This window comes from Vibrio ishigakensis, assembly GCF_024347675.1.
In the GTDB taxonomy this organism is placed as follows: domain Bacteria; phylum Pseudomonadota; class Gammaproteobacteria; order Enterobacterales; family Vibrionaceae; genus Vibrio; species Vibrio ishigakensis.
This window is the reverse complement of sequence record NZ_AP024882.1, coordinates 1,614,726-1,627,451: the sequence shown is the minus strand read 5'-3', so window position 1 is coordinate 1,627,451 and position 12,726 is coordinate 1,614,726. Positions and strand designations below refer to the sequence as shown.

Genomic DNA, 12,726 nt, shown 5'->3' with positions numbered 1-12,726 from the left:
TCTAGCCGGGCTTTGTCGTTTAAAAACAATGATTCAATTACTCAGGCATAGACAGGATTAGCTCAACGTCGTCAAATTGAGCGTCTGTATCTGTACCAGACTGGTGCTCTGACTCCATCACAATACGCACGTGATGGGTGCCAGTTGGTGCTAGAGAAGTACCCATGTACTTGGTTAGCTTCTTAGATGAGTTAGCTTTGATATCGTCAGTTTTGCCAATGACTTCACCGTCTTCATCTAGGAACTCAACATACATCCAAATAGGGTCATCGTTAGCGCCGCCCCAGTTCATCATGTATGAAGAGTAGGTTGCGTATAGTGGCTCAACACCGGTATAGCCTTCAAGACTTTCAATAGCGTTGACGGTTTGGCTCGCAACACCACCGAACCCTTCGCCGTAGCCGTTGCAACTCTCATTACCTAGGTTACCTAGTTGGAAGACTCGATTACCGTTTGAATCAGGAATTCCACATGCACCGCGCTCTAGAGATTTAAGCGCATTCCACGTTGGATCTGCCGATTTAGGATAGTGATCCCAGCCATCTTCATTACCCGCTTCTGCGTCACCATTGATAACTAGGTTATCGGTTGCAACACCTGCGTAGTCAAGCTCTTCAACAGGTGACCATTCAGACCAGTTCAGGTTGTTATCACGATAACGAACTCGGGCGAAAATAGTGCTACCTGGTACTGCAGTGGATACGGTTTCGTAAGCGGTGATATCAACGCCTTCTTGTGTATCTACAGGGAAGGTGTGTTTGCGGTCTGACTCGCACTCTTCGTCCTTGTCAGCATAAGGATTACATTCGGTCACCACACGGTTACCGTCTTCATCTAAGAAGTCATCTTCGTTATACCACCAGTTGTAAGCACGAGTTGTGTTACCCCAGATATCATTCACGTCTTCGCTGAAATCAGAGGTGCTAGACAGCTGCCAATGCGTCTCATAGTGTTCGGTTTCTGGTTGACCATCGAATGAAGAAGCATTCATTGCAAGTACGCCAGGGTCAGTAAAGCCCATTTCTTGAATTACAGGTTGGCTTGGACCATTGTGAACGCGATAAACCTGAGTTTCATACACAGGGAAGTCGTGTTGGAAGCCACGATAGAAGCTACCGCCATTGCGACGCGTCATAGTGATCTGCTTGTCACCTTCAGCTGTCATGGTGAAGATGTTGTAGCCGTTTTCATCGTTAGAAAGGGCAACGGTGTCGTAATCATACTGCGCAAATTCAGCGAAGTGGTCGAGACGACCCACAGAGGTAGCCACGTTCAGTGCTACGTGTGGTGTGTTCTTGTCGTTACCACGGGTATAAGAGTGGGTGTGACCGAACATATGCCCTGAAAGCTTGCCTGAATTTGCAGAGTACTCTTGCAACAGGTCAACAAACTCACACGCTTTCCACGACTCACCGGATAGCCACATAGAAGATTTGCACGGCGCGTGGGTGATACCCAATACATAGTCGATGCTGCCATCATGGACAGTGTTTTCAAGCTCCTGTTGAGTCCAATCATATTGATATTCTTGACCGCCATCGGTTTTAACGAAGCTATCGAAGAAGAACATACGAGTGTTTAGGAAATCAAGAGAATAGGTGTAGCGAGCCTTTTCCCAGCCCATTTGAGCTGGCCAGTCGATATAAATATCGTAGCCTTCGATGTTGCCACCGTCATGCTCGTGGTTACCCGGAGTCGGTAGGATAGGGACGTAAGCGGCAAGTTCTTGAGAAGAATTGAAGAAATCGCGATAAGCTTTGCGCACGTTGGTCGCATAGACCAAGTCACCCGCTACCATGATGCCTGAGATATGGTCATTACAATTCTCTACATCACCGAAACACTCGTGACGGATAATACCGTTGTCATATATGTCACGCAGGCCAGTCAGGCCCTCACCCCAGCGATCACGGTCGCTAGCGTGTGTGTCAGACATGGCCACAAAGGTGTACTCGCTGTGGTTATCGATATCAGCAGCAGTGGGCCAAGTGCGGAAGTTGTAGACCTTAGAGTCACCCTGTTCGGTGCGCACAAAGTAATCATACTTGGTATCACTTTTCAGGCCATCGATACGAACGCGCTGAACCAAACCAAGTTCGTCGTAATCTGTGCTGTGGCTTACCAGCGACTTGTATGGTCCTAGATGGCCCTGTTCGCGATAATAAACGACAGAATCTGTGGACGTCAGAGACTCTGGCTCAAACATCACGGTCATGCCATCCGTTGCTGGATGCTGCAGGTATGGAGTTGCTAGAAAATCTGCAATAGGACCAGCTCGGTCATACACACCCTCTATAGGATTTACAGGCTCCCCAGGGTTAGGTTCGGTTGGTTTGTTGTCACTACTTGAAGAGTTACAACCAGCAAGCAGAGGCAGTGCAATCATTGCGCTGTATAAAAGCGACTTTTTCATGTTATTTCCTATAGTTTGGTTTAAACGAATAAATGAATGCTTCGCGCTTCGAACCATAAAATGAAGCGGTCAAGTACCCAATACATTGCAAGGCCACCAGTAAGATAGATGGAAAGCACTCTGGCCTTGTAAAGTTCTTTTTGGTCAAAATTAAATTTATGTGTAATTGTGCTTATTAATAGCCAGGTAAATACGATGAGTAATTGCCCGATTTCTACGCCGATATTAAAAAATAGAATGCTAGATAACTCTATAATATTTGCGGTGTTGATTTCGGATAGGACAGAAGAGAATCCGACACCATGTAATAAACCACAAAAGAAAGAGACAATTACTGGATATTGCGATGTAAAACTCTGTTTGTTGCTTAATACTTCATAAGCTAATAAAAGAACGCTCATAGCTATAATTATTTCAATCGGCTCTATGGCTGGCTTTATTAATCCGATGCTTACTATAAAAAGGGTAATAGAGTGTGCTATGGTAAAACCGGTAATGGCTTGTATTAATTTCCTTCTAGACTTAATAATCATCAACAAGCAAATGATGAATAACACATGGTCAAATCCACCTAATATGTGCTCAAAGCCAACGCTGAGGTATCGTAGGTTTTTGCTACTAGCGCTTATCTCTCCAGGCATGGTCCAAGACTGTTGGTCCGTTATCTCCACCAGCTCGTTTTTGCCGTCAAGGTCATAGTAGTTCACCAAGGTAGAGATCTGCGGCACATAGTAGTCAAAACGGATATCAAGTTTTTTACCGACTAGGGGTTCTTGGCAGTTAATCGTTGAGATAAGCGAGTTAAATTGAGTGGTTGAACAGTCGCCTGGAAATATGAAATAAGGGCTGTTCTCTTCCTTGAATTCATCTGGCAATCTCAGTTCAACTCTGTATTGGTTGTTCTCCATGGTGATGACTGAAATAAAGATGGGTTCGAGTCCATGAGCCATAGAATGAGTCGAAAACAAAGAGCTTATCGCCATCAAGAATAAGCTGGCTACCTGCTTTAGATAACGCATCTTAAACCTCTTTTCTCACGCTCAATTGACCGATAAGCTCATCAATAATTTGTTGATAACGCTCATCTATTTTCAGCTGATACAAATCGGCAATGACTTGGTCTTTGATGGATTCGAAGTCCGGATTAACCGCAGGTCTTGTTTGTTTCTTCATCCAATGAAAACCTAGCTCTGTCGCATAAGGTCCAACCCAAGTACCATCTTGTTGACTGATGATCAGCGCAGCCTGTTTTGCGCCAAAGCGTGCTTCCAAGTCGCTTCTGTCTGCCTGCCTTAATACCTTGTCGAACTGTGCTATGTCCGACATCTGTACGAGTTGGCGTAGTGTAGGTTTCTGCTCTCTTAGAAGACCAGTAAGGCTAGCATCACGGTTTTTCTTATTTATCAGCACAAGATCATAGGTTTCTTGCATCTGGTAGTTATGATTTCCCGCTTCAAAATAGGCCTTAGCTTCTTTAATACTTGGAATAGGTTGCTCGGCATTGACCATCATCTCGATGATATTTTTAGACTTAGCCGTAATAACTGATTTCAGCTCTTCGTCGTTCTTATCCAAAGAACGGTTCATTGCGAAGTTATATAAGGCTTCATTGGTTAGATACTCATCAATAAGGGTCTTTTTCTTCTCTTCATCTAACGAGTCGATATAACCATTAATCATGTCTGCGTTATCAATGCCATACTGGACATTAACGAATTTTCTAAGCGTGTCTTTATTGACTAGTACTTTATTACTCTGTCTATCGTAAAAGAGGGTGTTGTCTATGGCCAATATACCTATAGAGATAACAAAGAAAATAATAAGTGGGTGTTTGGTGAAACTAATTAGAGATTTAAATGTCGAATGCTTCATGACCTTTTCTCTGTATTTAAATAACTGGGGAAAAGGCTAGGCGATATTTATGACTGAAAAATTAATGCGTGTATAGATTTTCTAAACGGCCTTGAGATAAATTGTTCTAGGTTGCTAAATGTATCTATATGTAAGAATATATTTTATTTAGGTCTAGTCCAGATTGAAATGAAATTATAATATTACTGCTTTATCTTAGCCTGGAGTTTATTTCAGGGCGTGATAATGAAACTTGTCATCTTATTTTCACTATTATTTTCATCCGGTGCCTATGCACACAGTGCGGAATCAACCGCAGGATTTCTCGAGGGTGTGATACACCCAATGAGTGGCTTGGAACATCTGCTGGCCATGGTCGCAGTCGGTATCTTGAGCAGCCGCTTTGGCGGGGCGACTATCTGGCAAATCCCAGCACTCTTCATCGCTTCACTTTTGATTGGCCTTTACCTAGGTGAGACAGGTTTTGTTCTTGCTTACTATCAAGCCGGTATCTCACTTTCACTTCTACTTCTTGGGGCATTACTACTCAGGTCGTCTACGCCAAACTTATTGTTCATGGGGGGGACTGCTCTGATATTCGGTCTGTTTCATGGATATGCACACGGCATTGAGATAGGAGGCTTGATAAACCCTGAAGGCTTCAGAAAAGGCTTCTTTATGGGCTCGGTCTTAATTCACGTAGTTGGCGTCATGCTAGGAATGGTGCCACAAAATTACTCCCGGTTTCATAAAGCAATGAGATTAAGTGGGCTGGGCTACATAAGTGTTGGCGTTATTGGTTTGTCAGTAGGTTGGTTGTGATGAAGAACGTATTTTTTGCAATATCTGTGGGTCTTCTGGCTTGGCTGTTTCTTGGTTATCAGGCAATCGATAAGGATAACACCCTAGTCATAGGGGGGCCGTTTGAGTTTACTAGTCAGGACCTATCTAAGGATGGCTATATCTATACCCGATTACAGGTTGCGGAGTCTCTTTATGAGGTTCAGCCTGACGGAGCGTTAAAGCCCAAGTTAGCTAGATCTTCTGAAGTAAGTAGTGATGGCCTGATATGGAGATTTAAGATTCGCGATGGCGTTCGTTTTCATAACGGTCAGTTGTTGGATGCCGACAGCGTAGTGACGTCCCTTAATTATGCTCTGCAAAAGCCGGGTGTATTAAATCAGATCCCACTGAAAAATTTGTATGCAGAACAAGAAAGTGTGGTTTTAGAGCTTTCTGAGCCGTTTAGACCTTTACTGGCGGTATTGTCTCATTTTAGCGCTGCCATACTCGCGCCAGGTTCGTTTGATGCAGAGGGGCAGGTTGTCGACATCCAAGGAACGGGCCCTTATAAAGCCTCGGTCATCGCTCCTCCACATAAGCTAAACGTTCGTAAGTTCGCGGATTATTGGGGCGAAGCACCAATGATAGAAGAGGTTCATTATCTAACAGGCCATAGAGCGGAAAGCCGTGCGCTGCAGGCTCAAAGTGGACAAGCGGATCTTATCTATACCCTAGATCCAGCCAGTATTGACCTTCTAAATAGAGCGGAAAATCTTAGGGTGCATAGTGAGTCGATTCCACGCACCGTGCTGCTTAAGCTCAATAATGAGCATAGATTCCTAGATTCAGATCGAACACGACAGGCAATCAGTCTTGCACTAGACCGAACCGGCATTTCACAGCACATAGTTCGCGTGGAAAACTCGGAGGCCTATCAACTGTTTCCGCCAGCCTTGTCTGATTGGCACCTAGAAGATTTGAATACTAATGACAGAAACCTAGACACAGCTAGTGCGCTATTGAAGTCCCAGGGCTGGATACTAAATTCAGACAATCTTTTGCAAAGAGACGGTGAAGTGTTTGGGTTGACTTTGGTGACCTATGCCGACAGACCAGAGTTGACGGTTATTGCCACAGCAATTCAAGCGCAGCTGAGAGAGGTGGGAATAACGATAGAGGTCAGTGTCGACAATTCAAGTGCGATACCGTCTAAGCATCATGACCAGACCCTCGAGCTCGCATTAGTAGCAAGGAGCTTTGGCACCATATCTGACCCTCTGGCGATACTGGTCGATGATGCAAAGACGCACAAAGGCAGTGATTGGGGGCATATGAACTGGTCATCCCAAGAATTGAATCAAGTTCTTGGTGAAATGATGCGAAGCGATGACGCGTCTTACCGCGAACTGGCACAGAAAGCGTCAACTATTCTGGCCGAAGAGATGCCGGTGATACCAGTGGTGTTCTATACCCAACAGGTTTCGGTAAACGAGCGTGTTCAGAACTTCCAATTTGACCCTTTTGAAAATAACTATCGCGTATCGGAGATGTACTTTGCTCAGTAAGATCCTATACAAGCGACTGGCGCAGGCAGGTTTTGTTGCCTGGGCTGTTGGCACGCTTACTTTTATATTGATGCGGCTATTACCCGGTGATTTCGCCTATCGAATCGCTGCAGGTAGGTATGGCTATGACTATGTAACTCAAGCTGCTGCAGATGCGGTGCGACTTGAGCTAGGCCTAGACAGGCCTGCATTAGTACAATATTTCGATTGGCTGGTTAACCTGGCTCAATTTAACCTCGGTAATTCTTTGGTGAGCGGTAATCCGGTGACCGAAGAGCTGTATCATCAACTGGGTCATTCCTTGAAATTGGCTATATTTGCTACCTTTATCTCGCTCCTGATTGCCATACCTGTTGGCATCTATGCGGGTAAAAAAGCGGGTAAAGCCGGTGACCAAATATCAATGTTCTTCTCGGTACTATTGAGGTCGCAACCCGTGTTCGTTATTGGTCTTATCTTGGTATTGGTGTTCGCATTAAACCTTAAGTTATTGCCGGTAGCTGGCTTTGGAAGCAGTGAATATTTAATTCTTCCTGCGCTCGCTTTAGCGCTTTCTATGGCGGCTATGTCCAGTCGAATTATTCGAAACTCTACTCAAGATGTTTTGAGTTCGTCCTATTACCGGTTCGCAAGATTCAAAGGCCTGACAGCAAAACAGGCCTTTGAACACCACGCGCAGCCAAATATCGCACTGCCAGTCATCGCCTTTATCGGCATTCAGTCGGTCGCTTTGATTGAAGGCATTGTCATGATTGAATCCCTGTTCTCTTGGCCGGGTATTGGGCATGCATTGGCGCACGCAATTTTTGGAAGGGATGTACCTATGATCCAAGGTGCTGCCTTGGTTATGGGGCTGTTATTCGTAATGATAAACACCATAGTCGATTGCATGGCTTACCTCTTGGACCCAAGACAAAGAGAGGAGGCGTACGCATGAATCAGCTAACCGTTACCCAAAAACTGGGTGCAATACTACTGGCAATGTTGATTGCTATCGTCGGATTAGAAAGCGTGTTTTGGGGGCACGATCCTGCACTGCAAAACCTCGACAACATCTTTGCCCTGCCAAGCCTTGCAGACCCTTTGGGAACAGATCAGTTTGGCCGAAGTAACCTAGCAAGGCTATCAAGTGCATTACAGACATCTCTTTTCATGGTTTTGGCTTGCGTATTTACTTCAGCCCTACTTGGGGTATTGCTTGGAGTATTGGCGGGATGGAAGCAAGGCTGGTTTGATAGGGCTCTATCATCTCTGGTGAACGTAATATTAGCGCTACCCGGGCTTATCTTGATCTTGTTATTCGGTGCTTTGGTGCCGGGTTCTTTCTTCATCCTTTATGTGGCGATCTCCATGGTGTTGTGGGTTGAGTATTTTCGAGTGATTCGAGCTAAAACCTTGTATTTGATTCGCCAACCAGAGGTTGAAGCGGCCCAGCTATTTGGGTTTGGGTCTTGGCATATTTTTAAGCGTTCCTTGTGGCCATCATTTAAAAAAGATGTATTCACCTTGGCCTGCTTTGGTGCGGGCACCTCGGTTCTTGCGTTGGCGTCGGTGGGCTTTGTCTATGTAGGCTTGAGGCCACCTCATGCAGAATTAGGCCTCATGATGGTGGAGTTATTTCCTTATTACAGCGACGCTCCTTGGGTACTGCTACAACCTCTGATTGCGGTAGTGATTATGGTTTTAGGTTTTCATCTGATTGCGGGAGGCAAGAGTGAATAAGGTCATTGAAATTCGCAATTTGTCTATTTGGTCTGAGCAGGCCTCTATCGTTGAAGAGTTAAGCTTGGAGTTGGAGTGGGGAGTTCCAATCACAATTCTAGGCGAGACCGGCTCAGGGAAAAGTCTTCTCGCACAAGCCATTATGGGGGCCTTGCCTAAAGGTCTATCTACCCAAGGAGAGATCTCTATCTTTGGCAAAGTAGTGACCTCACAGGGCGAACTTGAAGCGCTCTGGGGTAAAGAACTAGCCATGCTGCCACAGGAACCATGGCTCTCTTTAGACCCGATCATGCCTTCTCAAAAACAGGTTTCTCTTGTGAAACGTTTGGTGGGACTGTTTGAAAAACCAAAATCTGAGTCTATCGCACGAGATTCATTAAAATCGTTTGGTTTGGAGGGTTCGGAGCAAAAAGTACCGAGTCAATTATCCGGCGGTATGGCGCAAAGACTCGCTTACCTCTGTGCAACAGCAGCAGGTGGAAAAGTCTTGATTGCCGATGAACCAACAAAGGGCTTGGACTCAAGTCGAAAGCATCAGCTTATTCGGTTATTAAAAGATCACAGTCGCACTGGGTCACTCTTGACCATCACCCACGATGTGGAGGTGGCAAAGGAGCTAGGTGGACAAGTTCTGGTGATGAAGAAAGGCCAAATCCTTGAACGTGGTGATTGTGAATCTGTATTGCGTACACCTAGGTCTGACTATGCTAAGGCTCTCATTTCAGCAAGTCACTTGGAGTATCAGCACGAAGAGTCCAGTTCAAATGGACAGCCATTGTTAGAGTTAAACAAGATTGAAAAATCCCGCGGAGGAGTCACTCTATTTTCCGAGTTAGACCTTAAGCTCAATCAACGGCAGGTGCTTGGCATCGTAGGAGATAGCGGGGCAGGTAAGTCGACCCTTGCAGACATACTCCTAGGGTTAGTAAAAGCCGACAAAGGCAGTATCACTCATCATCAAGAGCTCGGCCAGCCAGCTATGTTGAAGCTTTATCAAGACCCACCTGCTTCTTTTTGTCGAAGCATTACGCTCAGTCAAAATCTTGCGGATCTATGTAAGCTGCATAATCTCGATGACACATCCATACCTCAGTTAATGATAGATCTTGGTTTGAGCTCTGAGTTGCTAGAGAGAAAACCAGATGCTATCTCAGGTGGGGAGTTACAAAGGTTCGCGATTCTTAGGGTGCTGCTAATGAAGCCTAAGGTTCTAGTTGCGGACGAGCCGACCTCAAGGCTGGATCCGGTTGTTGCTAACGCGACCATGAAGCTACTGCTGGAACAAACCGCGCGCATTGGCTGTTCTCTGGTGCTTATCAGCCATGACCTGAAGCTGGTGGAGCAGGTCAGTCACAAAGTTGTGAAGATCTCGGACTTTTCGCCTAGCGGCTTAGCTCCACGATCTGTTCCTCTACCAGTTGTTTGAGTTGAGGCCTTATAGTGAATATGTATCGCAGTGATAAGGTGGTAAATCGTTCCTTACCACCGTTAAACTCATTACGAGCCTTTGAAGCCGCCGCTCGCCATCTTAGCCTGTCTAAGGCGGCGAGTGAGCTTAATGTCAGCAGGGGCGCCATAAGCCAACAGATAAAATTATTGGAGCGCCATCTAAATGAGCCTCTATTTTTAAGGCAAGGCTCACAGCTTAATCTGACCGACCCGGCAATCCATTTTCTGACTTTGCTAACAGCTATGTTCGATAATTTGCAAATGGGCACCCAAGGGCTGTTTGGGCAGAATGTTCAGCAGACACTGACAGTACGTATTTCCCAATCCTTTTGTTGTGCATGGCTGTTGACCAGATTGGCTGATTTCCAAAGACAGAATCCAAACCTAAATATTAAGTTCTATTCAACGGTAAACCTGTATCCGTCCAACGAGCAGACGTGTGACATCGAGATAATTAACGGATATGGAAACTGGCACAATAAGGATGCGTTGCAACTTACGAAGAGCGAAGAGTGGGTGGTTGTAGCAAGCCCCTGCTTTATAAAACGCTATGATTTTTCTCAGGCTATAGAAACTATTTCCAGTTATCCGAAGATAGCAACCATGGGCTATAGCGAGGGGTGGCGGGATTGGTTCAACGTACATTCCAGTGGAATGCCTTATACGCTACCGGTACTGGAGTTTGATAGTACCCAACTGTCGATGGAGGCCGCCTGTCAGGGACTCGGTATGTTGTTGGCAAAAAGGATTTTGGTTGAGGATTCGATAAAGGCGGGCGATCTGGTGATCGCCCATAAAAACAGCTTTAGTAGCCACAGTCATCACTATCTAATCGTGAATAAAAACCGTGAGAACCTGTATCAGGTAAATCAGTTTAAACAATGGCTACTGGAGAGCTTGAGCTAAACGTCAACCACGGTTTCGAAGCCACCATAGATGAGACGTTTTCCGTCAAAGGGCATAGGGTTCTTTGCAGGATCTAATCTTGGATCTTTCATCGCGCCCTCTATGCCCGCATCTCTAGCTTCTTTGGACGGCCATATAATCCAAGACATCACCACGGTTTCACCAGGTTTACATTGGACTGCCATCGGCATTGAGGTTACTTCTCCGTCTGGAACATCATCACCCCAATTTTCAACTAGGCGAATGGCGCCATAGTCTCGGAATACTTCAGCTGCCATAGAGGCATGTTCAATGTATTCCTGTTTTTTGTCAGTGGGCACTGCAGCTAGAAAGCCATCGACGTATTGCATGTTTTAGCCTTATTTTTTGTATTTAGTGCTTAAAGCTTAGCCAAACAACAAAGACTTTCAGTGAGTTGTGACGCAGAGTTAGCATGATTACTTTAAAATTTCGTAAGCTAACAGTGAGCCTCAAAGAACGGATTCGAATATGACGCAACTTAATCTCATCACTAAAGACCTTGAACAGGAAGAACAGCGATTGCACAAAGCGCTACATCAGTTGCGTGCAGGCTACGAGCAAAATCAGTTTCCGAGCCTCGAAGAGCGAAAAGCACTGTTGCTGTCACTGAAAGACTCTTTGCTTGAGCATCAAGATGCGCTGGTTAAAGCCCTTAGCGATGACTTTGAGCTTCGAAGTGAATTTGATTCTGCTATGACCGACATCATGCCGACCGTAGCTCATATCAATTACACCCTTAAACACCTAAAGTCATGGATGAAGCCTTCAAAGCGTTCATCTGGACTGTTGATGGCTCCGTCTAAGGTCGAGGTGCAATATCAGCCTGTTGGCGTTGTTGGCATTATCTCTCCTTGGAATTTCCCGATTATTTTAAGTCTCGCACCGGTAGCAACAGCGTTTGCTGCGGGCAACAAGGTGATGCTGAAACTGAGCGAGTACACGCCGCATACTAACGAAGTGGTTGGAAAGATCATCGAGCCTTTGAAGGAGCACATCTATCTTGTTGAAGGTGATGCTAGTGTCGCCTCGATCTTCTCCGGTCTTCGATTCGACCATTTGCTGTTTACCGGTTCTACTCAAGTGGGACGTTTGGTCGCTCAGAGCGCAGCCAAAAACCTAGTCCCAGTCACTCTCGAGTTGGGGGGTAAATCGCCGGTGGTCGTCACGCCATCGTCTAATTTAGATACGGTGATAGATCAAATCGTCTTTGGTAAGTGTGTGAATGCCGGTCAGATTTGCGTCGCACCTGATTATGTACTGATAGAGCAAGACAAGATTGATGCTTTTGCAGAGCTGTTTGTAAAGCGCTTTATTACTCTTTACGGTGAGAATCCAAATGATTTCACCCATATCATCAACAATGGCCAATATCAGAGATTAAAAGCCGCAATCGAAGAAGCAGAAAAAGACCAGAGCACTCAAGTGGTGCCTGTGAGTGAATATGGCTTAAGCGACTCTAATCGACGTATCTTGCCACATTTAATCATCAACCCATCCCTTGAACTCAAGGTTATGACTGAAGAGATCTTCGGCCCTGTTCTACCTATCGTCGGTTATCAAAAGCTTGAAGATGCGGTTGAATTTATCAATCAGCGGGAGAGACCTCTGGCGCTGTATATCATGTCAGAAGATGACGCCAGCACTGAGTTCATCCTAAAACGCACCCACTCCGGCGGCGTGGCAGTCAACGATACTATTTTGCATGTAGGCGCGGAAGATGCGCCGTTCGGTGGAATAGGGGAATCTGGGCTTGGTCACTATCACGGTAAAGAAGGCTTCTTAACCTTTAGTCATGCGAGAACCGTATTTAAGACCCCAACTTGGCTTCCACGTGCGACTTATATGTTGAAGGCGAGAAAGTTGACGTTGAAGATGATTCGCAAGTTGTTTGTGAAGTGACGTCTGGTGTTTGAAATCATTTAGATTTCAAAAGCAGACGTCATCCCGTAATTCGCTTCGCGAATATCCGGGATCTTCAACCTTCAGAGGTTCTTAAAGATCCCGGATATGTCTTCG

At 45.5% G+C, this 12,726-nt stretch carries 11 protein-coding genes; 7 read left to right on the top strand and 4 right to left on the bottom strand.

Annotated features, from left to right (window positions below):
* Positions 1–37 precede the first annotated feature (37 nt).
* Genes Pcarn_RS21310 through Pcarn_RS21300 form a run of 3 tightly spaced genes read right to left on the bottom strand, consistent with a single transcriptional unit; the run spans position 38 to position 4,285 of the window.
* Complete coding sequence (locus Pcarn_RS21310) at positions 38–2,413, bottom strand: purple acid phosphatase family protein (protein ID WP_261836335.1); 2,376 nt, start codon at positions 2,411–2,413, stop codon at positions 38–40.
* 20 nt (positions 2,414–2,433) lie between these two features.
* Positions 2,434–3,432, bottom strand: a complete 999-nt coding sequence (locus tag Pcarn_RS21305; RefSeq protein ID WP_261836334.1) for a HupE/UreJ family protein — start codon at positions 3,430–3,432, stop codon at positions 2,434–2,436.
* 1 nt (position 3,433) lies between these two features.
* Positions 3,434–4,285: a peptidylprolyl isomerase gene (locus Pcarn_RS21300; protein ID WP_261836333.1), complete on the bottom strand. Its 852-nt coding sequence runs from the start codon at positions 4,283–4,285 to the stop codon at positions 3,434–3,436.
* Between the two features lie 225 nt (positions 4,286–4,510).
* Here Pcarn_RS21300 and Pcarn_RS21295 point away from each other — a divergent pair, with 225 nt between their 5' ends.
* The 6 genes from Pcarn_RS21295 to Pcarn_RS21270 are packed head-to-tail and all read left to right on the top strand — an operon-like array spanning position 4,511 to position 10,689.
* On the top strand, positions 4,511–5,086 hold the full coding sequence (locus tag Pcarn_RS21295; protein ID WP_261836332.1) for a HupE/UreJ family protein: 576 nt from the start codon (positions 4,511–4,513) through the stop codon (positions 5,084–5,086).
* Complete coding sequence (locus tag Pcarn_RS21290; protein ID WP_261836331.1) at positions 5,086–6,612, top strand: ABC transporter substrate-binding protein; 1,527 nt, start codon at positions 5,086–5,088, stop codon at positions 6,610–6,612. The genes Pcarn_RS21295 and Pcarn_RS21290 overlap by 1 nt, the downstream gene beginning before the upstream one ends.
* Complete coding sequence (locus Pcarn_RS21285; protein ID WP_261836330.1) at positions 6,602–7,549, top strand: ABC transporter permease; 948 nt, start codon at positions 6,602–6,604, stop codon at positions 7,547–7,549. Before Pcarn_RS21290 ends, Pcarn_RS21285 begins: the two co-directional genes overlap by 11 nt.
* A complete protein-coding gene (locus tag Pcarn_RS21280) occupies positions 7,546–8,334 on the top strand; it encodes an ABC transporter permease (protein WP_261836329.1) in 789 nt (262 codons plus the stop codon). The genes Pcarn_RS21285 and Pcarn_RS21280 overlap by 4 nt, the downstream gene beginning before the upstream one ends.
* Positions 8,327–9,760 carry an ABC transporter ATP-binding protein gene (locus Pcarn_RS21275; RefSeq protein ID WP_261836328.1) on the top strand — a complete coding sequence of 478 codons (1,434 nt, stop codon included), beginning with the start codon at positions 8,327–8,329 and terminating at the stop codon, positions 9,758–9,760. The genes Pcarn_RS21280 and Pcarn_RS21275 overlap by 8 nt, the downstream gene beginning before the upstream one ends.
* Positions 9,761–9,780: 20 nt before the next feature.
* Entirely contained in the window at positions 9,781–10,689 is a 909-nt protein-coding gene (locus Pcarn_RS21270) for a LysR substrate-binding domain-containing protein (protein ID WP_261837333.1), read from the top strand.
* Here the strand turns inward: Pcarn_RS21270 and Pcarn_RS21265 are convergent.
* Entirely contained in the window at positions 10,686–11,039 is a 354-nt protein-coding gene (locus Pcarn_RS21265; protein WP_261836327.1) for a DUF1428 domain-containing protein, read from the bottom strand. The two genes, Pcarn_RS21270 and Pcarn_RS21265, sit on opposite strands and share 4 nt — an antisense overlap.
* A gap of 139 nt (positions 11,040–11,178) precedes the next feature.
* Here Pcarn_RS21265 and Pcarn_RS21260 point away from each other — a divergent pair, with 139 nt between their 5' ends.
* Entirely contained in the window at positions 11,179–12,609 is a 1,431-nt protein-coding gene (locus Pcarn_RS21260; protein WP_261836326.1) for a coniferyl aldehyde dehydrogenase, read from the top strand.
* The last annotated feature ends 117 nt before the right edge of the window (positions 12,610–12,726 follow it).